General features: G+C 55.6%; 21 protein-coding genes. 17 read left to right on the top strand and 4 right to left on the bottom strand.

The annotated features are described in order from the left end of the window. Positions 1-6 precede the first annotated feature (6 nt). Genes EKL30_RS15750 through EKL30_RS15780 form a run of 7 tightly spaced genes read left to right on the top strand, consistent with a single transcriptional unit; the run spans position 7 to position 7,119 of the window. Entirely contained in the window at positions 7-741 is a 735-nt protein-coding gene (locus EKL30_RS15750) for a hypothetical protein (protein WP_126708192.1), read from the top strand. Between the two features lie 21 nt (positions 742-762). Then, complete coding sequence (gene cpaB / locus EKL30_RS15755) at positions 763-1,740, top strand: Flp pilus assembly protein CpaB (RefSeq protein WP_126708193.1); 978 nt, start codon at positions 763-765, stop codon at positions 1,738-1,740. A gap of 4 nt (positions 1,741-1,744) precedes the next feature. After that, the gene (locus EKL30_RS15760; protein WP_233583173.1) at positions 1,745-3,196 is read left to right on the top strand and encodes a type II and III secretion system protein family protein; all 1,452 of its coding nucleotides are present in this window, start codon (positions 1,745-1,747) and stop codon (positions 3,194-3,196) included. 3 nt (positions 3,197-3,199) lie between these two features. Next, a complete protein-coding gene (locus EKL30_RS15765; RefSeq protein WP_126708194.1) occupies positions 3,200-4,948 on the top strand; it encodes an ATPase, T2SS/T4P/T4SS family in 1,749 nt (582 codons plus the stop codon). Positions 4,949-4,966: 18 nt separating this feature from the next. Continuing rightward, the gene (locus EKL30_RS15770) at positions 4,967-5,812 is read left to right on the top strand and encodes a type II secretion system F family protein (RefSeq protein WP_126708195.1); all 846 of its coding nucleotides are present in this window, start codon (positions 4,967-4,969) and stop codon (positions 5,810-5,812) included. Between the two features lie 15 nt (positions 5,813-5,827). After that, a complete protein-coding gene (locus tag EKL30_RS15775; RefSeq protein ID WP_126708196.1) occupies positions 5,828-6,703 on the top strand; it encodes a type II secretion system F family protein in 876 nt (291 codons plus the stop codon). Then, positions 6,703-7,119: a DUF192 domain-containing protein gene (locus tag EKL30_RS15780; RefSeq protein ID WP_126708197.1), complete on the top strand. Its 417-nt coding sequence runs from the start codon at positions 6,703-6,705 to the stop codon at positions 7,117-7,119. Before EKL30_RS15775 ends, EKL30_RS15780 begins: the two co-directional genes overlap by 1 nt. A gap of 46 nt (positions 7,120-7,165) precedes the next feature. On the opposite strand, the gene EKL30_RS15785 is transcribed toward EKL30_RS15780, so the two are convergent. Next, positions 7,166-7,969 (bottom strand): BPSS1780 family membrane protein, encoded by an 804-nt coding sequence (locus EKL30_RS15785; protein WP_126708198.1) that lies wholly within the window; start codon positions 7,967-7,969, stop codon positions 7,166-7,168. Positions 7,970-8,058: 89 nt separating this feature from the next. Beyond that, positions 8,059-9,027, bottom strand: coding sequence for a homoserine kinase (locus EKL30_RS15790; protein WP_126708199.1), 969 nt, complete (start codon positions 9,025-9,027; stop codon positions 8,059-8,061). Between the two features lie 293 nt (positions 9,028-9,320). Here EKL30_RS15790 and dusA point away from each other — a divergent pair, with 293 nt between their 5' ends. Further along, a complete protein-coding gene (gene dusA, locus EKL30_RS15795) occupies positions 9,321-10,322 on the top strand; it encodes a tRNA dihydrouridine(20/20a) synthase DusA (RefSeq protein ID WP_255414702.1) in 1,002 nt (333 codons plus the stop codon). Here dusA and EKL30_RS15800 read toward each other — a convergent pair. Both EKL30_RS15800 and EKL30_RS15805 read right to left on the bottom strand, forming a co-directional pair. Next, positions 10,319-10,777 (bottom strand): CBS domain-containing protein, encoded by a 459-nt coding sequence (locus EKL30_RS15800; RefSeq protein ID WP_126708200.1) that lies wholly within the window; start codon positions 10,775-10,777, stop codon positions 10,319-10,321. The two genes, dusA and EKL30_RS15800, sit on opposite strands and share 4 nt — an antisense overlap. Beyond that, complete coding sequence (locus tag EKL30_RS15805; protein ID WP_126708226.1) at positions 10,761-12,107, bottom strand: YihY family inner membrane protein; 1,347 nt, start codon at positions 12,105-12,107, stop codon at positions 10,761-10,763. Before EKL30_RS15805 ends, EKL30_RS15800 begins: the two co-directional genes overlap by 17 nt. Before the next feature lie 146 nt (positions 12,108-12,253). Here EKL30_RS15805 and EKL30_RS15810 point away from each other — a divergent pair, with 146 nt between their 5' ends. The 9 genes from EKL30_RS15810 to EKL30_RS15850 form a co-directional block, all read left to right on the top strand. Then, positions 12,254-12,634 carry a DUF2069 domain-containing protein gene (locus EKL30_RS15810; RefSeq protein WP_126708201.1) on the top strand — a complete coding sequence of 127 codons (381 nt, stop codon included), beginning with the start codon at positions 12,254-12,256 and terminating at the stop codon, positions 12,632-12,634. A 9-nt stretch (positions 12,635-12,643) separates the two neighbouring features. After that, on the top strand, positions 12,644-14,119 hold the full coding sequence (locus tag EKL30_RS15815; RefSeq protein ID WP_126708202.1) for a YdiU family protein: 1,476 nt from the start codon (positions 12,644-12,646) through the stop codon (positions 14,117-14,119). Positions 14,120-14,254: 135 nt separating this feature from the next. Then, positions 14,255-15,313: a chorismate synthase gene (aroC, locus tag EKL30_RS15820; RefSeq protein ID WP_126708203.1), complete on the top strand. Its 1,059-nt coding sequence runs from the start codon at positions 14,255-14,257 to the stop codon at positions 15,311-15,313. Positions 15,314-15,341: 28 nt separating this feature from the next. Next, the gene (locus tag EKL30_RS15825; protein ID WP_126708204.1) at positions 15,342-16,184 is read left to right on the top strand and encodes a M48 family metallopeptidase; all 843 of its coding nucleotides are present in this window, start codon (positions 15,342-15,344) and stop codon (positions 16,182-16,184) included. A gap of 111 nt (positions 16,185-16,295) precedes the next feature. Then, positions 16,296-17,699, top strand: coding sequence for a 3-isopropylmalate dehydratase large subunit (gene leuC / locus EKL30_RS15830; RefSeq protein WP_126708205.1), 1,404 nt, complete (start codon positions 16,296-16,298; stop codon positions 17,697-17,699). Positions 17,700-17,708: 9 nt separating this feature from the next. Then, positions 17,709-18,359, top strand: coding sequence for a 3-isopropylmalate dehydratase small subunit (leuD, locus tag EKL30_RS15835; protein WP_126708206.1), 651 nt, complete (start codon positions 17,709-17,711; stop codon positions 18,357-18,359). Positions 18,360-18,474: 115 nt separating this feature from the next. Beyond that, complete coding sequence (gene leuB, locus EKL30_RS15840; protein WP_126708207.1) at positions 18,475-19,551, top strand: 3-isopropylmalate dehydrogenase; 1,077 nt, start codon at positions 18,475-18,477, stop codon at positions 19,549-19,551. A 45-nt stretch (positions 19,552-19,596) separates the two neighbouring features. Further along, complete coding sequence (gene asd, locus EKL30_RS15845) at positions 19,597-20,727, top strand: aspartate-semialdehyde dehydrogenase (protein ID WP_126708208.1); 1,131 nt, start codon at positions 19,597-19,599, stop codon at positions 20,725-20,727. 2 nt (positions 20,728-20,729) lie between these two features. Next, positions 20,730-22,241, top strand: a 1,512-nt coding sequence (locus tag EKL30_RS15850; RefSeq protein WP_126708209.1) for a FimV family protein, incomplete at its 3' end; no start/stop codon positions are given.

A 22,241-nucleotide genomic window follows, 5' to 3' on the forward strand; every position in this document is an offset into this window, starting at 1 on the left:
GCTTTCATGAAGACTCATCCCGGCACTGATGTAGGAAGCGTAGTGACTTACTCGCGCGTGTCCGACCTTCTTAAATTCTTGTTGCCTATGCTCGTTTTGTGCGCCAGCGATGCGCCATTGGCGCGGGCCGCTCACAAGGTGGAAGAGCGCCTGGCGGCCATTGCGACAAAACAATTTGATTGGGATGCGCAGCAGGCCATCAAGCTGTCGGGCGTACCCGTGTATTTGAAGCCTTTCTCGTCCAAGCTTTCGCCGATTCAGACGGCGCAAACGTTGGCTGCCCATTCGGACCTTTTTCAGCGCGTACACACTGCACAGAACAAGATTGTATTGGCCGGCTTGCAGCCGGAATGGCATTGGTTGGCTGAAATCGAGCCGGCAGAACACGGTGCGGCTGGCTATGTGTCGGCACTGTATGTGGACGCTGGACGGCTAGGTCCAGGTAAACAGATCGACTTGTCAGAGTTCGAATGGTTGCCATCCCACGCCAAGAAGCAATTCAGTCAACAAACCGCCGACAATTCGCAAACGATCACGCAGCAGGTGTATAGCGTCTCAATGGCTCGCGGGCAACTCTCGGACTATATCGCCCAACAGCTTACTCACCTAGGTTGGACAAAGGATCTGGCAGTCACCGATATAAGCGACGCCAGCGCGTGGCGTAGAAAGGGCGCACGTCTGATGTTGTTTCCTCAGGAAAGTGCGCTTGGAACCTCTCTTCTGGTTCATTTCGTGGAATAAATCTCTGTGAAGGGGAAATACATGCGTCTACCTTTGCTCAATCGCTCAATGGCAATGCTATTGCTCGCCCTTATCGCCGGCTTATGTGCGGCATGGGCAGCTCGGCAGCACATACAAAGCCGCGTTCAGTTGCTCGAGGCACAGTCCAGGGTACCCATGGTTGATCGGGTCGTAGCAGCTTATGACTTGCCGGCTGGAACGCGCCTGGGCTCTGAGCACCTGGCTGTGCGGCCGCTGCCCGCTGCCGTCGTGTCCAGCGACAGTCTGTCCCCAGAACGTTTTGCTGAACTGACTGGTACGGTCCTGCGATCGCCATTGCGTGCCGGCGACCCGGTGCTGCCGGTGCATGCCCAGGCCCAACAACAGACTGCATTTTCCAGCCATCTGGCCGCAGGTAGACGGGCCATTACGATGCCGGTGGATGCGATCAATTCGGTATCGGGTTTGTTGCAGCCGGGCGATCTGATAGACCTGTATGTCTCTTTCGAATATCAGCGCAGACGCATCACGGCTCCGTTACTCCAAGGGGTGTTGGTCCTTGCCACAGGGGCGAATACACAGCACGCGCATGATCCCGCTCAATTGCGACAAGGTGCTTACGGCACCGTGACGCTCGATACGGCGCCAGAAGATGCGGTCAAACTGGTGTCCGCCCGACAAAGCGGTACCATCACGGCCGTACTGCGACACCCGCTCGACAGTCAAGCGACTCAGAAAGCGGTGCGCGGCGATCTGGCCAGTTTACTTGGTGTCAATTCCAATCCAGCTGCTCCTGCCAAAGGAGTTCCGGTTATCTACGGAAACAAGACCGTCCGAAGTGTTCCTGGGCTTGTTGCTAAGAACCCTGTTACCAGGCAAACCAGCGGAATTTTTGACCTTCCCTATAACCCGGAGCTGGTTAGTGCGTGGATGCAGTCTGCCACCGAAAGCCTGGACCGCTCACGACTTTATGACATGGCCGCGGGTGCATCTTCTTCGTCTGACCCTATGGCTGAGTAAACCGATGAGCATGAATCGTAAAGACTGCTCCATGGTACTTGTTTGGTTTCTTCTGCTTGTCTCAGATCCTTTGCTGGCGCGCCAGGACATTCTGCTGAGCCTACAGGTCGGTGAGGTCAAGGTATTGGCAATCCCCGATGTCGCGCGGGTTGCCGTCGGGGACGGCCATGTGCTCAATGCGGTGACCACCGACGAAAAAGAGGTAATCCTCTTCGCACGTCACGAAGGGTCCAGTGCTCTGCAAATATGGAGCTCCAATGGGCAGCGTCACCGTTATCAGATTGATGTCGCACCTGAAGGGGCTCGTCAAATGCAGAATGAACTGCGCAGCGTGCTCGAACGCATCCCCAATGCAAGAGTTTCCGTGGTCGGTGACAAGCTTATGGTGGAAGGCGATGACTTGTCCGACCATGACCGCGAAAAGGTCGCCGATCTGGGCAAGCGCTATCCGCAGCTGCTTAACTTCACAAGCCCGGTGGGATGGGATCGCATGGTGTTGCTTGATGTCCAGGTCGTCGAAGTCCCTCGTGTGCAGTTGCAAGAGCTTGGCGTGCGTTGGAGTCCAGCCACTGAAGGCGGCTTGAATGCCGGCCTGGCATGGGATAGCGGTTCGCGGCGGATGGCGGATAGGCCAGGTGAAACGGTGGTGCCAATAGCTTTTCCAGCGACTGTGGCGGCGGGGTACTTCGGTATCAATGCTTTGTTGTCTGCGCGCATTCACGCCATGGCTCAGACGGGCATGGCCGTCGTGCTGGCGCAGCCGCAATTACTCGCGCGTAGCGGAGCTACTGCCGAGTTCCTTGCGGGGGGCGAAGTTCCGTATTCCACAGTCGACACCAATGGAAATACCAACACTGCATTCAAACCATATGGGGTTTCGCTGCGCATCACCCCGCAAATCGAGCGCAACGGTGCTGTACGTTCCCGTATCGAGGTGGAAGTCAGTTCGGTCGATGCGTCCTTTTCTGTTCCTAACGGTCCGTCATTGAAAACACGGCGTGCCTCCACCGAATTCAATGTTCGCTCGGGACAGACTTTAGTGATGGCAGGTTTTCTTTCGCGAGATGAATCCCGCAATGTGGATAAAGTACCCGGCCTCGGCGATATCCCTATTCTCGGGCATTTATTCAAGTCGACTCGATTTCAACGTAACGAGACAGAGCTCGCCATTTTCGTTACGCCGGTGGTCGTGGCGCCGGATAATCCGGACTTAATGAGGCGAGTTCAGAAAGGGCAGGCCATTCTCGATGCGTCTTTTCCAGATGAACAACTTATTAATGTCCCGGTGCGCTCATCGCTCACATTCCCTGAAACGCTTCCTGAAGGCTCTCATGAACGCTGGGATCCATGGTCGGGCGTCGGTTCGCAATGGGACCCCAATCGCGCGGGCACCATACCAGTAAAGGACGAGGGTTTCACACGAATCGGTGCGAATCAGCATAATTTTTCGGAGTAAGCCATGCTGGAACTAGAATTGCGATTCGAAGATGGTGTAGTCGACCGTCGGCATGTTCAACTGCCGCTAGAGATAGGCCGTGGAAGTGAGTGCGGCTTGCATTTGAAAGCGTGGCGCGTGGCCCGGCGTCACGCGCTTATCGAACAGCGCAACGGTGGAGCATTTATCAGGGACTTTGGTGCACTGAGCGGTACCTTAGTAAACGGCCAGCGCATTACCGAATATGGTCCTCTACTCGCTGGCGATGAAATAGTAATCGGTCCTTGCCTCATTCACATTTGCCAAGCACGCGATATCTCCAGGCCGCCCATCGCGCTGCCGTCCCCATTGGCAGCCGCACAGGCACGGCGTGACCAGACTACGGGTTCTGCCATCGATGCTCACTGTTCAGGACTTTCTCCCGTCACGCAGCCGATTATCGAGCCGTCAGGCGAAGCCATGTTGCGGCATCGTCGGCGGCTTCATGCTGCGCTGCTTGACGCGCTCGATTTGCGCCGGCGTGACATCGCCACGATGAGTGACGAGGCTTTGCATTGCGAAGCAATGTCCGCAATGAGCGAGATCATCGCGCTTGACGCCGAACTTCCTGCTTCGGCGGATCGTTCCGCGATTGTGCTTGAAGTCGTTAATGAGGCGGTCGGGCTGGGCCCACTCGAACCGTTGCTAGCGGACCATACGGTGACTGAAATCATGGTCAATCGACATGACGAGATTTTCGTGGAATCCGGGGGGCGACTGAGCCGCCATGCGACGGCATTCAGCAGTGAACAGGCGGTGCTCGGCGTTATTGAGCGCATCGTGTCTCCGTTGGGGCGCCGTATCGACGAGAGTTCTCCTATGGTGGATGCACGATTGCGCGATGGATCTCGTGTCAACGCCATTATTCCCCCAATAGCCTTGCGCGGCGCTAGTCTTACCATACGCAAGTTTCCTCATGCCCGACCGGGCATGGACGATCTCTTGCGCGTCGGAGCCTTTGACCACGCAATGCGCGACTTCCTCGCCGCTTGTATACAGCACCGGAAGAACATCATTGTTTCAGGCGGAACAGGATCCGGGAAAACCACCTTATTGAATGTGCTCTCCAATTGCATTCCAGATGGCGAGCGTATTGTCACGATCGAAGACGCCGCGGAACTACGGCTGAATCATCAGCATTTGGTTTCCTTGGAAGCGCGGCCGGCCAATCTTGAAGGCCGGGGAAAAGTCGATATCCGTGATTTAGTCCGAAATGCCTTGCGCATGCGGCCCGATCGTATCGTGATTGGAGAATGCCGTGGCGGGGAGGCGTTTGACATGTTGGCGGCAATGAACACCGGTCATGAAGGATCCCTTACTACCTTGCATGCCAACAATCCGCGAGATGCTTTAGCTCGTCTGGAAACCATGATCTTAATGGCAGGAATGGATGTTCCGCTCGCCGCGGTCCGCGAACATATCGCCGCCAGTATTGATTTTATTGTTCAGCAGGCTCGTCTTAGCAACGGGCGACGATTAATCACATCGATTGTCGAGGTCACTGGCATGGAGAGCGGCCGCATCCAGACCCAAGAGCTATTTCGCTACGTGGCCGGTCCACCGGCTTTCTTTTCCGGTTGTGGAGTGGTTCCGGATGCATTTACGGACGAGTCGGGTTCGGCTCGTATTCCCCTCGCATGGTTCGACCAGCAAAACTCCGCAGACGCTCCTCCGCTGCAGGGATTCATCCCTGCAGCCCATGACGAAGAGCCTCCACCTGATTTACAAGTTTGAATGCGCCTGGAGCAAGACATGGTGATTGTGTTTTTGCTATCGGTTACGGTACTGGCTGGCGTTCTTAGCTGGTTTTTGCAGAAGTCGACCGGGCGGGCTTACGGGTGGTATAGCAAGGCCTTCAAGAAAGAAGCCACGGCCCGCATGAGCGAATTCTTTCTTTTTCTGGATCCGGCACAGCTCTGGTTCGCGAACCTTTTGATTTGCAGTGTGGTCGTTGCCTTTGTCTACATGGCGACCGGGTCGATATGGCTTGTAGTAGCAGCGGCGGCGTTCGCCTTGCTTGCGCCGCAATACTGCATAAAGCGTCTGAAGCAAAGGCGTTTACAACATTTCGACGAGCAGTTGCCTGACCTTCTCCAAGCGTTGGCGGGCGCCTTGCGCGCCGGTTCGGGTGTGCAGTCGGCCTTGCGGCATATTGTGGCGCAAACGCCTCCACCTCTGGCACAGGAGTTCGGATTGTTGTTGCGAGAACAACGCATGGGCGTGTCGTTCGAACAGGCGCTGGGAGCACTTTATGAACGCATGCCAACCGAAGGAACCGGTCTGGTGGTGTCCTCGCTGAAAATCGCTTCGCAAAGCGGGGGTAGTCTGGCGGAAACGCTTGAACGTATCGCGGCGACGTTACGAGCTAGATTGCATTTGCTCGGACGCGTACGGGCGTTAACCTCCCAGGGTCGCATGCAGGCATGGGTGATGTCCTGCCTTCCTATTGTTCTCGGCGCAGTATTGAACGAGCTGGATCCGCAGTCCATGCAGGTATTGTGGCAGACCCCATTAGGATGGACCGTCCTCGGCATCGTGGCAGGTCTTGAACTGATAGGGATCTTTTTTATCCGGCGGATCGTCGATATTCAGGTATAGGAAGGGATGGCAACTATGTTTTTTTGGATAAGCTGTGCCGCAGCAGGGCTTTCGTTTTGCGCACTGGTATGGGTGGTCAGTCGCCCTGTAGCGGGACCAAAGGTAGCGACTCCTGAACACGCCAACGGACTGCTCCTGAAGTTGGTGTGGCCATGGACCGTTGCGCTTGCCCCATTTTGCGGTCCATTCATGTCGTGGCGCGCGCGCGAGCATCTCAGCCGTCGGATTCAAGTCGCGGGATTGGCGTCCATATGGTTGCCCGAGCATGTTGCAGCCTTGCAGTGTCTGGTATTTCTGCTTGTCGGAATAGCGGTACCTACCTTCATCCTTGTCACGGACGACGCCAACTCCATTCAAAACGCGGTGATATGTGTGATCGCAGGCTTGGGATCGATGTGGTGGCCTAGACGATGGGTGCACGAGCTCGGTCGCCGTCGCCAAGTACTGATGCTGCGCGAGTTTCCTTTCTTGCTGGACATGACCACCCTTTGTGTGGAGGCAGGCCTGAATCTGCAGGGCGCATTGCAACAGGCCGCCCTTCATGGCCCTGAAGGTCCATTGCGTGCCGAATTACGTCACTCATTGGCTGAGATGCGCACAGGCATGCCACGGATCCAGGCTCTTAACGACATGGCGACACGTACTGGCCTTCCCGCCGTGCGTAGTTTGGTTACAGCATTGATGCAGGCAGACCAACTGGGCATGAGCCTGGGTCCATTGCTGCGCTCGCAGTCCGAGCAGCGCCGGGCGGAACGTTTTCTCCGGGCTGAGAAGCTCGCCCTGGAAGCGCCTGTAAAAATGTTGTTTCCTATGGTGTTCTGCATATTTCCGTGCACGTTTCTAATTATTGGTTTCCCCATTGCAGTCAAGCTCATGGGAACTGATTTTTAATGCCGGTTTGGATTCACACCGAGGCCGCCTGCCATGCGAACGATGCGGTGCACCGGTCTGTGTTAACCCTGCATGTCGCGAGCCGATTTTGGGACAGGTTGCGCGGTCTGCATGCGTATCCGCGCCTGCCCGAAAATACTGGTCTTCATCTAATGTCCTGCAGCGCCATCCATACTTTTGGGATGTCTTATGCCATAGACGTCATTTTCCTGGATCATTTATTCAATGAAGTCAGGCTTGTAAATGCCATGCCTTCGAACCGTATGGCATTTTGTTTAAAGGCGGCATCCGTGGTCGAGTTACCCGCTGGCTACTGCCGATCGCATCCCGGCTACCTCGAGACGGTTCGACAGGCGCTTCATCTTTCGAGTGCACCGAGGTCAAGGGAATTATCCGGTCGAGCCAATCCGGTTTAGCGGCATTCAAATTTGCTTGAATATTGGTTCAGCCCTTTTGTCGATGTTATGAAAGCTTATTGACGTCTTCACTTTGGGTTGCGCCGGCTGGATAGTTCCCGCCAAATACACTGACGTAGGCCGGATAAAAGCTGCAATACAAGACGGCGGCGACAACGATATTGACGGGCGTAAGAATGATCTGCACCATGCCCGCCGAGATGCCCAACAGACTTAAAAACGACCCTGCTGTCTGCACGGCAAAAAAGATCGCGGCCCAGCTGGCGCCGTACACGAGAAACGGCCATTTATTGCGCCAGCATGCCACCATCGAGAAGAACAGGGCCTGCGACATCTTGATGCGGTGCCAGCCGATAAGTGCAGGCGCATGCCAGAACAAGGCCGATATAAGAATATATAGGGCCGCGAAAGTGATGAAGGGGCCTCGCATGGCGGCGATCAGGGCGGGCTCATCGATGCTTCCCTCGGCGTCGATGGCGCTCATCAGGCTATCCATAAAAGGCAGAGTCGCCAGGAATCCTCCGGCCAGGCAGAACGCTAAATACGCCAGGCCTAGTCCAAACAAGCGTTTCCGCGTGCTGATGTCACCCAAGGGTTCAAGCCACATAGGTAGAAGCATGGGGCGGCCAGCGGCAATGTTGCGACAGGCGTTGAGAGTGATGAACGTCAACAGCGGCGTGCTGGCAATCAGCGCCATCTGACCGAACAGCGGTATCAGATAGCTCACGGTGATCAGAAATCCCGTCATTAGACTCCAGAAAAACATCGCCATGGGCTGGAGTCTAAAAAGCTTGAATCCATCTTGTATCCACGACCAGCCGGATGAATAGGGTAGGGTGGCAGCTTGCATAGTAATTCGTGCTTCCTGACGTTGGCGTCTGAGGTAATTGCGCGGGGCTGCGCATGCATTCGATGATAGTGGCTTACGGCGACAGCGGTTTAAGGAAGTGCAAGCGTCAGAGCCTGGCGTCGCGACTGCAAAATCCGTTCGAAATGTCTTGGGTCGTGCGGTTTCAACGTTTGAGCGGGACGCGGAAGATAAAAATCGTATAGGCGTGAGACCCAAAAGCGCAAGGCTGCAGCCTGCAACAACATCGGCCAAGCACGTTTTTCGTCGGCCGTGAAGGGACGTACCGACGCATAGGCGGCCAGCCAGGATTGCAGTTTGTCGTCTTCGAACACCCCTGTATTGCGCTCGATGCACCAATCGTTGACACTTACCGCCACATCGAACAGCCACGTATCGCAGCCGGCAAAGTAAAAGTCAATGAATCCGCCCATTCGCGGCATGTCAAAGGTGCCGTCAAACAGCACATTATCGCGAAAAAGATCGCAGTGTGCGGGGCCAAATGGCAGTGAGCGATACGTGGCGGTATCTGCGAACTCCGTTTGTTCGTCAACCGTGCCCTGTATGAGCGCAGCCTGTTCGCGGCTTAAAAACGGTAATACCTTCGGAATGGTCTCTTGCCACCACGGCAGGCCGCGAAGATTCGGCTGCCTGATGTCAAAGTCCTGGGCCGCCAAATGCGCCCGGGCCAGGGTTTCGCCGGCAAGCGCGCAATGGGCGGCACTGGGAGCAGGCTCGTACCCGCCCGACAAGCGGGTCACTATTGCACAAGGTTTATCATGCAGCAAGGTCAGGCGTGTGCCGTCGCGCAAGGTCTGAGGCTGAGGCACGGGAATATGCCGCTCGGCCAGATGGTGCATAAGCTCTATATAAAACGGCAGCTGGTCGAAGGTCAGTACTTCGAATAGCGTCAGTACATACTCGCCTTGCGTCGTAGTCAGAAAATAATTGGTGTTTTCGATGCCGGCTGTGATGCCGCGCAGGGAAACAAGTTCGCCCAATGTATAACGGGTCAAAAGCTCGCGCACTTCAGTGTCGCTGACAGGGGTAAAAACGGCCATGGGCTACAAACTCTGCGTGGGAAAACCGTGGATAAATAAAAAGCCCGAAAAGTCGGGCCATTGATTTTAGTCGAGGTTCGCGGTTCGTGCGGAGCACGCGCCAAGGCGCCCCTACGGTGGCCGTCGGAGCCGCCCACGAGCGCTGTAATTCGAACGTGCCCTTATGGCATCTTGAAGATGCGGAGGCCTTTTCTGCTAAAACCCGAAAAATGTCCGAAAATAGTACTTTATGCTGATTATCCGGGGCCTGGCGCCTCTTGCTTAACGTGACATTCGAATTGAACGACTCACTTATTTCTTCTACCACGACTGCCAACGCCGATTGGCGTCTTTGCGTTGCGCCCATGATAGACGTCACTGATCGGCATTGCCGATTTTTCCACCGATTGCTGGCGCCGCGGGCACGACTCTACACGGAAATGATCACGACAGGCGCGCTGCTGCATGGCAAAGTAGCAAGGCACCTGGACTTCGATCCGGCTGAAGAGCCTGTTGCCTTGCAGCTGGGCGGCAGTGAACCACAAGCGCTGGCAGAGTCGGCCCGTTTGGGCGAGCAGTGGGGCTATAACGAAATTAATCTTAACTGTGGATGCCCCTCCGAGCGTGTGCAGCGAGGTTCTTTTGGTGCCTGTTTGATGGCTGAGCCAGAACTGGTGGCGGACGGCATGAAGGCCATGCAAGATGCAGTATCTATCCCGGTAACCGTCAAGCATAGGCTTGGACTGGATTACAACGAGTCCTATGATTTTGTGCGGGACTTTGTGGGAAAAATATACGACACCGGTTGCCGCGTATTCGTTGTCCACGCCCGCAATGCGGTGCTCAAAGGTCTGTCACCCAAAGACAATCGCGAAAAACCGCCGTTGCGCTACGACGCTGCTGCTCGATTGAAATTTGATTTCCCCGACTGCACAATTGTCCTGAATGGCGGTATCAACGAAGCTGGCCAGGCGGCGGGCTTGATGGAACAGTTCGACGGGGTCATGCTGGGAAGAGCCGCTTGGCACAATCCGGGTGTGCTGTCTGACCTTACGCGGCTCTATTGTCCGGACGCCCGGCTTCAGGAACCTGCGCAGGTGGTGCAGGCGATGGTGGAATATGCCGGACGTGAAATAGAAAAAGGTGTGCCGTTGCGCCTGATCGTGCGTTCCATGCTGGGCTGGATGAGCGGGAGACAAGGTGCTCGACTTTGGCGGCGCACCCTTTCCGACCATTCTTTACTGAACCGCAACGATCCCTTGCTGATCGAACAGGCCTGGTCGGACCTAAAACTGTGCGCGCTCGAGACAGCTTAAGAGCTGGTAGCTTCGGAGTCCGAGGGCCAGTCGCGAATATACGCTTTGAGCATATTATTTTCGAATGCCTGAGCCGCGACGATCGCTTGAGCCATGTCGTAAAACGAGATGACGCCCATTAAGGTCGGGCCGTCCATGACGGGGAGGTAGCGGGCGTGCTTGTCCAGCATCAGGCGCTGAACTTCGTCGGCGCTGGTATTCGGTGATACGCTGACGGGGGCATCGTCCATGATGCTGCGCACGGTATGAGTACCCGTGACGCCGTGATTATCGTGCAGATGACGGATAATTTCTCGGAATGTAAGCATACCCGTCAGCTGACCGTGTTCCATGATAACTAGCGAGCCGATGTCTTGTTCGCTCATGGTTTCAAGAGCGCGCAGTATGGGCATGTCGGGCGTTGCAGTGTATAGCGTGTCCCCCTTTATGCGTAAAATTTCACTGACTTTCAACATAGTTGTTCTCCTGAGTATTCCCGCGCGGCACGGTATAAGTATTTTGCACCATATGGGTGCTTTCGGGTAGTACTACACGGTCTTCAAACAAATCCTCCAGCCTTTGTGCAGGGTGTGTCAGCGAGAGCGATGTTGCTTCAAGCAGCAGTTTTTCTGCTATAAGGCCTGGCTGGTAGCGGTCGATCAACAGGGCATCAATTAAAGGTCCGATGGTGGCTTCGCGTTGATCGCAGGCCAATACCCACTGATCACTGTCCTCTCCGGCGGTGTCAACGACGTAGCCAAGACGTCTAAGCGCCTTTAGCACCGCCGATAATTCATCCTGATGCAGTTGCAGGTGACCGCAAAGGAAACGCATGCTGCGTCCCGGCTGCTGCGCATCTTGGGGCTGCCACAAAACACGCAACACCCGCACCGCGTCTACAAAAATAGCGCCTGGGTAGTGCTGCAATTCCCAGCGCCGCTGTTTTAAGGCCGGCAGGGTGGCGGCGACGGTCGCGCCCAATAAAATTGCCAGCCATGACAGGTACATCCACAACAAAAAAATCGGCAACGTGGCGAAGGCACCATATATGACCGTATACGATGGAAACCGGGTCAGATAATAGGCGAACCCTGCCCGCATGATTTCCAGTACTACGGCGGTGCCCAGGCCTCCCACTAAGGCGTCGCGCCACAGCACCCTACGATTCGGTACGCCAACGAACAGGGCGGTAAAGCCAAGGCCGGTTACGATCAGGGGCACAAAGGAGAGGGTAAAGCTGACCACGGCCGGAAGCTCTTCGACATGACCCAAGGACTCACGTGCCAGAACCGAGGTGGCCCACAGACTGCCACCGAGTAATATGGGGCCCAACGAAATAATTGCCCAATAAACCAACATGCGTTGGCGCAAGGGCCGTTGCCGTTCGACCTGCCAGATATCGTTGAACGCCTCATCGATCGTCATGATGAGCATTACCGACGTCACGATCAAAAACAGACTACCTACTGCTGTCAAGCTGGACGCTTTGGCTGCAAACTGATTCAGGTAAAGCATTACGTTTTCGGAAACCGCCGGGGGCATAAGGCTGGTGGCCAGGAAGCTCTCGAGCGCCGTCCTGAAATCGGCGAATAGAGGAAACGCAGTGAAAAGCGACAGCACCACTGCCAACAAAGGCACAATGCTCAATACCGTTGTGAACGTAAGACTAGAGGCAACCTGCACCAACTTTTTCTCGGCCGCCCGCTGCAGCGCAAACCGAATGATCTTGCGTGCGTTGGTCCAGCTGCCCAAAGGCCCAGTAGAAGGTTCAAGACGCAACTCTTCTGCTGGCTCGGCGGCCGGCATTAAAAACCGGGTCGAGTCGGCCGTTGGGTCAGGCAACTCTTCGGTGGGCTTACTGTTGCGCGTTTTCATGCTGAAGGTGCTCGAGCCTTTACATTCCGGGACATGGTCCAGACCATTCGCAGTCTCTTTCGAGTGATAATACCAGTATGACTACGCAACTGAATCCTGTTTTACGCTATGGTGCCTCGATATCGCTAATTGCACTCATCGTTTTGTGTCTTCTTTGGGAATTCAAGATCGCACCGTTGAGGCCAGGCGGCTCCTTGCTGGCATTGAAAGTTCTGCCTCTCTTACTGCCCTTACGTGGCGTATTGAAGGGCCGTTTATATACCATGCAGTGGGCGGCCATGCTGATCTTGCTGTATTTTATGGAGGGAGTGGTTCGGGCATGGTCTGATCCGTCCGCCATGTCAGCCCTCATGGCGGGCCTGGAAATCGTCTTTTCACTGGTGTTCTACCTGTGCGCTATTTTCTATCTGCGTCCGGCCAAGCAAGCAGCCAAAAAGAATGCCGCGCGCATTACCTGAGAGCTTCTCATGATTGATTCCATCAAACAGCTGCAGGTGCGTAATTCGTTCGCCGAGCTTCCTCCGGCTTTTTACACCTTGCTGCCACCTCAGAAGCTATCCAACGCCCGCGTGCTGCACGCGAACGTGGATGTCGCCCTCATGTTAGGGCTTACGCGAGCCGCGTTGACGGAACCCGACTTTCTTGATGTCGTTTCAGGCGCAAGTCCATTGCCGGGCGGAAAGACACTGGCGGCGGTATATAGCGGTCATCAGTTTGGCATCTGGGCTGGTCAGTTGGGCGACGGCCGGGCGCACCTGCTGGGTGAGGTTGTCAGTCCCTCCGGACATTGGGAACTGCAGCTAAAAGGTTCGGGCCGTACTCCGTATTCCCGAATGGGTGACGGACGAGCGGTCTTGCGTTCGTCGGTGCGCGAGTATCTGGCCGGCGAAGCCATGGCAGGTCTCGGCATACCCACGACGCGCGCGCTGGCTCTGGTAGTCGCTGATGATCCTGTCTATCGCGAAACGGTCGAGACCGCTGCCGTCGTTACGCGGGTGTCGCCAAGCTTTGTGCGCTTTGGTTCGTTTGAGCACTGGTCATCGTCCCCCGAAAACTTGCGCACCCTGGTAGATTATGTAATCGATAATTTTTATCCTGAATGCCGTGATGCCGCCAGTGGTGAAGCGGCCGCGCCCGACGACGCCATTCTGCGCTTCTTGCGATCGGTCGTCGTGAAAACGGCAGCGCTGGTTGCACATTGGCAGACTGCCGGCTTTTGCCATGGCGTCATGAACACGGACAATATGTCGATTCTTGGTTTGACCATAGACTACGGTCCCTACGGATTTATGGATGCCTTTCAGGCGAATCATGTATGCAATCACAGCGATACGCAAGGGCGCTATGCGTGGAATACACAGCCCTCGGTCGCACACTGGAATTTATATCGTCTTGCTAGCAGTTTGTTGCCGCTGGGCCTGGATGCCGAGGCGCTCAAAGCCCAGCTCGCTCATTTCGAACCGGCATTTTTGCAGACCTATCACAGAAATTTGTGCAACAAGCTGGGGCTTTTGAACTGGCAGCCGGAGGATGACGCCCTTGTGGATGACTGGTGGGCTTTGCTGCATCACCAAGCGGCTGACTTTACATTGAGCTTTCGAGGACTGTCCGTTGCGCCTCAAAACGTGGACGCGTTTGTAAATGATTTTCAGGATCAGGCCGAGGCGAGAGCCTGGATAGAGCGTTATCGTGGCCGTCTCGCGCTGGATGGGCGTCCGGATGCAGAGCGTATCGTCCAGATGAATCGTTCCAATCCACTGTATGTATTGCGTAACCATTTGGCTGAGGCCGCGATTCAAGCAGCCAAGAAGGACGATGCAAGTGAAATCGAAACACTGCTGATGTTATTGCGTGATCCCTATACCGAGCGGCCGGGATACGAGCGGTATGCTGCAAAGGCACCTGATTGGGCATGTCAGCTGGAAGTCAGCTGCTCTTCATGACCAACGCCTCCTGTTTCCCGCTCCCGGAGCAGGCGCCTTACAATTTTTAATAAATCTTTGTGGCGGCTTGCAACTACTCGGCGCAGTTGCACTGCTTATCGCTTATCCTTCTGACCTTCAATCCAATAAAACATTATGTCCGGTAACACTCTAGGTAAATTGTTCTGCGTCACTAACTTTGGCGAATCGCATGGTCCCGCGATCGGTGCCGTGATCGACGGTTGCCCCCCCGGTCTTGCTCTCACGGTTGCCGATATCCAGTCGGAACTGGATCGACGCAAGCCCGGTACGTCGCGCCACGTTACCCAGCGTCAGGAAGCCGATGAAGTTGAAATTCTGTCTGGGGTCTACGAGGGCGTCACCACTGGTACACCAATTGGGCTCTTGATCCGTAATACCGATGCAAGAAGCAAGGATTACAGCAATATCGCCGATACTTTTCGTCCAGGGCATGCCGACTATACGTATTGGCGCAAGTTCGGTGAACGAGATCCCCGTGGCGGAGGACGATCCTCTGCGCGCCTTACCGCTCCCACCGTGGCGGCCGGGGCCATAGCAAAAAAATGGCTCGAGCAAAACCATGGGATCATAATTCGGGGCTACATGAGCCAGCTTGGCCCGGTGTCTATCCCATTTATCTCGTGGGACGAAGTTAGCCGAAACCCGTTTTTTGCGCCAAACGCCGACGTTGTTCCCGAACTTGAGGCTTATATGGATCAGCTCCGGCGCGATGGTGACTCCATAGGGGCTCGGATCGAAGTCGTGGCCGAGAATACGCCAGCAGGGTGGGGCGAACCTTTATACGATAGGCTGGACGCCGACATTGCGCATGCCATGATGGGATTGAATGCCGTTAAAGGCGTGGCGATTGGCGCCGGTTTCGACTCCGTTACGCAGCGCGGGTCCGAACATGGCGACGAGATCTCCCCGACCGGTTTCTTAACCAACCATGCCGGTGGCGTATTGGGCGGAATTTCCTCGGGGCAGGCCATTACCGTTTCGGTCGCCATCAAGCCAACATCAAGCATACGAATAGAACGGCAATCGATTAATCGGGCTGGCGAACCGGTACACGTTCAGACGCTGGGGCGCCACGATCCATGTGTTGGTATACGGGCCACCCCTATTGTCGAAAGCCTGTTGGCTATCGTTCTTATGGATCATGCATTGCGTCAGCGTGCGCAATGTGGATAGTAATGTTGCAGTCATAGAAGGAATATTTATGTTCAAGAAAACTCGTCTTTCCCGCTCCCTCGCCCGCTTCGGAGTCGCCTGCGCCGTTACGGTAATTGCTGGATGCTCTACGGTTGAGACAACAGGGTCGGGATCCGTAGGCGTTGAGCGCAAGCAATACATGTCCGGTATGGTCCCTGCAGCGGCTCTGGAGCAAGAAGCTTCGCAACAATATGCTACCTTGATGGCGCAAGCCAAAGCCCAAGGGGCGTTAGATACTGACCCGGCGCAAACGCAGCGAGTTAACGCTATTACCCGGAAACTCATACAGCAGGTAGCCGCTTTCCGTCCCGACGCCAGCAGTTGGAAATGGGAAGCGCACGTGCTTCGTTCCGATGACGTGAACGCATGGTGCATGCCCGGTGGGAAAATCGCGGTCTACACCGGGCTGATTAATCAGATCAAGCCAACGGATGATGAGCTGGCGGCAGTGATAGGTCACGAAATGGCTCACGCCCTGCGCGAACATTCCCGCGAACAAGTATCTCAGAAAATGGCGACCAACATCGGTTTGACAGTGCTCTCTGCCGTGACGGGTGCAGGGGCCACTGCGGATTTGGGCAGTGCATTAAGCGAGGTAATGTTTACTTTGCCGAATAGCCGCACGCACGAGGCCGAGGCCGACCGCATTGGGGTCGAGCTGGCAGCACGCGCCGGTTACGATCCTCGGGCAGCGGTAACATTGTGGCAAAAGATGGGTTCGCTCAGCTCAGGTGGCGGGCAGCCCGAATTTTTGTCGACACACCCGTCCCCAACAAGCCGGTCGACCGATTTGACCGCTGCGGCTAATAAGGTCATGCCTTTGTATCAGCAGGCATCTGGCAAGAAATGAACTAAGTGGGTAGCAGTGCCTGTACTAGTATAGGCACTAGCCTTGTACCAGGTTTATACAGTGGCATAATTAGGCAGAGCTTCTTTTTTTCCTATTTCAAAGAGCAATGTCATGGCACAAACCTTGTACGACAAACTCTGGGATGCACACGTGGTGCATCAAGAGTCCGACGGCACCTGTTTACTGTATATCGATCGCCATCTGGTGCATGAAGTTACCAGCCCCCAGGCCTTCGAAGGCCTGAAGCTGGCCGACCGAAAGCCTTGGCGCATCAGCGCCAATCTGGCGGTCGCTGACCACAACGTGCCCACAACGGATCGCGCCCAAGGCATAACCGATCCTATTTCGCGCCTACAAGTCGACACGCTCGATGAAAACTGCGAAAAATACGGTATCACCGAATTTCGCATGAACGACAGGCGTCAAGGCATTGTGCATATTATTGGGCCAGAGCAAGGCGCCACCTTGCCTGGCATGACTGTTGTCTGTGGTGACTCCCATACCAGCACCCATGGGGCGCTTGGCACCCTGGCTTTCGGAATTGGTACATCGGAAGTCGAGCACGTTCTTGCTACGCAGACGCTGCTCATGAAAAAGAACAAGAACATGCTGATCAAGGTGGAGGGCGAATTGCCCTTCGGTTGCACTGCTAAAGATCTGGTCCTGTTCGTTATTGGCAAAATCGGCACTGCGGGCGGTACCGGCTACGCCATCGAATTTGGCGGAAGCACAATACGTGCTTTGTCCGTCGAGGGACGCATGACGGTCTGCAATATGGCGATTGAAGCCGGTGCTCGTTCTGGCATGGTAGCGGTCGACCAGAAAACCATCGATTATTTCCGTGGCCGCCCATATTCGCCAGTTGGCGCTTTATGGGACCAGGCTGTTCAATATTGGCGTACGTTGCACTCCGATGACGGGGCGAAATTCGACCGGGTAATTGAAATCAATGCCAAGGAAATCATGCCTCAGGTTACCTGGGGTACTTCGCCGGAAATGGTACTCTCAGTCGATTCCCGCGTGCCCGATCCCGACAAGGAGAAAGACGATGTACGTCGCAGCGGCATGGAACGTGCACTTAAATATATGGGGCTAAAGCCTAATACACCGCTCGTCGATATTGCCGTCGACCGTATATTTATTGGTTCCTGTACCAATGCCCGTATCGAAGATTTGCGGGCCGCTGCCAGCGTCGCCCGCGGTAAGCGCGTCGCATCGACGGTCAAGCAGGCGATGGTAGTGCCTGGCTCCGGGCTCGTAAAATTGCAAGCCGAGCAAGAAGGGCTGCACAAGATATTCCTTGATGCGGGCTTTGAATGGCGCGAGCCAGGTTGTTCGATGTGTCTGGCCATGAATGCAGATCGGCTGGAACCGGGCGAACGCTGTGCCTCGACGTCTAACCGAAATTTCGAAGGCCGGCAGGGGCAGGGTGGGCGTACTCATCTTGTCAGTCCGGCGATGGCAGCAGCGGCAGCGATTGCCGGCCATTTTGTTGATGTACGAACTTTTCGATAGGAAGCTATCATGCAAGCATTTACGACACATCATGGCCTGGTAGCGCCGCTCGATCGTGAAAACGTCGATACCGACCTGATCATTCCCAAGCAGTTTCTTAAATCCATTAAGCGTACCGGTTTTGGCGATAACTTATTCGACGAGTTGCGTTATCTGGATCACGGCGAGCCTGGGATGGATAACAGCAAACGGCCACTGAATCCTGACTTCATTCTGAATCAACCTCGGTATCAGGGGGCTTCCATCCTGCTGGCCCGCAAGAATTTTGGATGCGGATCAAGTCGCGAACATGCTCCGTGGGCCTTGTCTCAGTATGGGTTTCGGGCCATTATCGCGCCGTCTTACGCCGATATTTTCTTTAACAACAGCTTCAAGAATGGCTTGTTGCCCATTATTCTGCCGGAACTGCAAATCGCCCGCCTGTTTGACGAGGTAAAGGCGTTTGTCGGCTATAAATTGCGTATCGACCTTGAGCGTCAGGTCGTCATAACGCAGGATGATCGGGAATTGGCCTTTGACATTGAACCTTTTCGCAAGCATTGTCTTATTAACGGCCTCGACGAAATAGCGTTGACCTTGCAAAAAGCTGACGTTATCCGCACTTTCGAAGCCGAGCGGCTAGCGCGCCATCCATGGCTTGAAGCGCATCCTATCGGCTGAGCGATCGCCGAATCGATTCGCAGTTCATATCGTCAACTGAAGCTTCATAAACTAAGGGCAGCGGCGACGCAGCCCTTTTTCTGTGGCCTACAGCCAACATATTTTTGGAATAGTAATGACTCACAAGATTGCAGTTTTGCCGGGTGATGGAATCGGCACCGAAATTACCGAGCAAGCGGTACGAGTAATAACGGCTTTGGGGCTGGACCTGGATCTCCACACGGCCGCCGTAGGCGGCGCGGCCTTCGACTTGCACGGAAGCCCTTTGCCCTCGGCCACCTTAGAGCTGGCGCAGAACTCGGCGGCCATTTTGTTTGGTGCGGTGGGCGACTGGAAATACGACGCACTGCCTCGCGAGTCCCGGCCCGAACAGGCAATTCTGGGGTTACGCAAAGCGCTGGGTCTATTTGCCAATCTGCGGCCTGCCATCTTGTATCCTCAGCTGGCCAATGCTTCTTCGCTGAAGCCTGAAGTGGTTTCCGGTCTGGATATTCTGATCGTACGCGAGCTCACTGGCGACATTTACTTCGGTCAGCCGCGCGGTGTACGCCAAGTTGAAGAAGGCCCATTCAAGGGCGAGCAGCAGGGCTTCGACACGATGCACTACGCAGAAACAGAAGTCCGGCGTATTGCTCATGTGGCATTTCAGGCAGCGCAGAAACGCGGCAAAAAGCTGTGCAGTGTAGACAAGGCGAACGTCTTGGAAACTTCACAGTTCTGGCGTGACATTATGATAAAGGTGGCTAACGAATATCCTGATGTCACTTTGTCGCACATGTATGTGGACAATGCCGCCATGCAGCTTGTGCGTGCGCCCAAGGCATTTGACGTCATCGTCACGGGAAATCTTTTTGGCGATATCTTGTCCGATGAGGCCGCCATGCTGACGGGTTCCATCGGCATGTTGCCTTCGGCATCGCTTAATTCGTCAAACCAGGGCCTTTACGAACCGAGTCATGGTTCCGCCCCTGACATCGCGGGCCAGAATATCGCCAACCCATTGGCTACGATTCTGTCCGCCGCCATGATGTTGCGCTATTCGTTGAACGAAGCCGCACAGGCCGACCGTATCGAGAGCGCGGTCCAAGCCGTGCTGGAACAAGGTTTGCGAACGGCAGACATCTACGAAAGCGGTACAAGCAAGGTCTCTACGAGCCAGATGGGTGATGCCGTGCTGAAAGCATTAAAATAACGTTTCAGGTTTGATTTTTTATATTTTTTTTAAAGTGACAGCAACATGAGCCAAGTAGTAGGTTTAGTCGGTTGGCGTGGCATGGTGGGTTCCGTCCTCATGCAGCGTATGCGCGACGAGAATGATTTTTCATTGTTTGAGCCGGTATTTTTCTCCACTAGCAATGCAGGTGGTGCAGCGCCGGCGTGGGCTGATGGCGCCGGTCCCTTGCAAGACGCTTACGACATCGAAGCATTGAAGAAACTGCCGATCATTCTTACCGCTCAGGGCGGCGACTACACCTCCGCGGTCTATCCCAAGCTGCGCGCGCAAGGCTGGGATGGCGTCTGGATTGATGCAGCCAGTACGCTGCGCATGGCAGATGACGCCATCATTGTGCTTGATCCTGTTAACCGGCCAGTGATTGATGCGGCCTTGCACCGGGGCGTTAAAAACTTCGTGGGCGGCAACTGCACGGTCAGTTGCATGCTGATGGGGCTGGCCGGCTTGTTCAATAACGATCTGATCGAATGGATGACCAGCATGACGTATCAAGCAGCATCCGGAGGGGGCGCCCAACACATGCGCGAACTCCTGACGCAATTTGGTATGCTCAACGCCTCCGTTCGCCAGCATCTTGACGATCCTGCATCGGCCATTCTGGAAATCGATCGCGGGGTTTTACTGGCTCAAAAACATACGGATCTGCCGCGGGACCATTTCGGCGTGCCGCTAGGTGGCAATTTGATCCCCTGGATCGATAAAGACCTGGGCAATGGAATGTCGCGTGAGGAATGGAAGGCCGAGGCTGAAACCAACAAAATCCTCGGACGGGGCGAAGCCTTCGGCACGGCGTCCACACCAATCGACGGTCTTTGTGTTCGTATTGGCGCGATGCGCTGCCACAGTCAAGCGCTTACCATCAAGCTGAAGCGCGATGTCCCATTGGACGAAATTACTGACATGGTGCGCGAAGGTTCGTCGTGGGCGAAAGTCATTCCGAATGAACGCGACATTACCATGCAGGAACTCACCCCAGTCGCTGTCACGGGTACGCTCGATATTCCGGTAGGTCGCATGCGGAAAATGTCAATGGGGCCCGAATATTTAAGCGCATTTACCGTAGGCGATCAGCTACTATGGGGAGCGGCCGAACCGCTGCGCCGAATGTTGCGAATTACTTTGGGTGAACTATAAAAATGCATACGTCCCGTCGTGCGTCTCCGTCTGCTAAGTTAGTCTATAAAACTAAGCCTTTGATCGGGGCGCTGACGGCAGCGCTTTTTATATGTTCTACCGCGCAAGCGGCAAGCTTTGGGCACTCCCGCGTTGTGTCGGCTCCGGGGCAGCCACTACGCATCGACGTGCCGGTTACACAATTAAGCGCCGACGATCTCCGTTCACTGTCCGTAAGCGCAGCGCCTGCCGCTGCCTGGAACGAGGCCGGCTTGACCCCGCCGGTCGATCTCGGCAGCTTGCAAGCACGGCTCGCCGATGGTTTTGCTCCTGGTAGCAAGGTCATTGAAGTTCGTTCATCTCAAGCCTTCGATAAACCGGTGGCTGACCTCTTGCTCGACGTGCGTACGGCTTCTGGCCAGCAGCGGTTTCAGGTCAGTCTTTTGACTCATGCTAGCCCGGAGGCTATACAGTCTGCAGCAACGGTCTATCGGGGCCCTCCGTCGCCATATGAACCGACTGCTGGCGCCACTACAGACAGCCGTGCCCGGCAGCGAGCGGCCATACGCGTAGAGCAGGGCGATACGATGTTCGCTATTGCCAGGCGCCATTCGGTGCCGGGAGTCACGATTTTTCAAATGATGATCGCGCTGCAGCGTGCGAATCCGCAAGCGTTCATTCAAGATAACGTCAACCTGGTCAAGGCCGGCTCCGTGTTATCCATGCCGGACAAGTCGGCACTTACCGCAATTTCTGATCGCGAGGCCAGACGAATATTCCAAAAGCATGCGCAGGCGTTCGCCTTGTATCGTCAACGTGCGGCTCGGCAGACGGGCGTAATTGCACAAGAAGGCGACGCTGCCAAGGGCCAGATTTCATCGGGCAGTATGCAGAAGGGCGAGCCGCCGCCGGTCGGCCCGCGGGATCAGTTGCGCTTGTCCGCAAGTCCAGCCAATGGTGCTGCGGCGGGCGCAGGCGCTGCCACGGCGGCGCAAAGTGGTCAATTGCCGGCAGACTCCCAGGACGATGATCGAACCGCTACCAAGAAAAGTATTCAAGAATCCGAAGCCAGAGTTTCGCAGCTCGAGGAAAACGTCAAGAACTTGAATCAGGCTTTGCAATCTCAAGGCGAGGCTGCATCAAACTTACTTCTTGAAGGCGCAAAAGGGATAGGGCTGGCATCATCCGACGGAGCCCCTTCCGCAAACGGCGGTGCTACCGATCCGGCTCAGGCCGCAGCCGCTGGGGCGGTTGGAGGGGGTACGGCCGGGTCCGGCAACGGGAGTGCAGCGGGAACAGGTATAGGTGCAGGTACAGGTACAGCTGGCGCAGGTGCAGCTGGCGCGGGCACAGCAGGTGCGGGTGCAGCAGGTGCAGGTGCAGCAGGTGCAGGTGCAGGCACAGCTGGCGCGGGCACAGCAGGACCAGGCGCAGCAGGACCAGGCGCAGCAGGACCAGGCGCAGCAGGACCAGGCGCAGCAGGACCAGGCGCAGCAGGACCAGGCGCAGCAGGACCAGGCGCAGCAGGACCAGGC

The sequence above is a fragment of the Candidimonas sp. SYP-B2681 genome (assembly GCF_003971065.1).
Taxonomy (GTDB): domain Bacteria; phylum Pseudomonadota; class Gammaproteobacteria; order Burkholderiales; family Burkholderiaceae_B; genus Pollutimonas.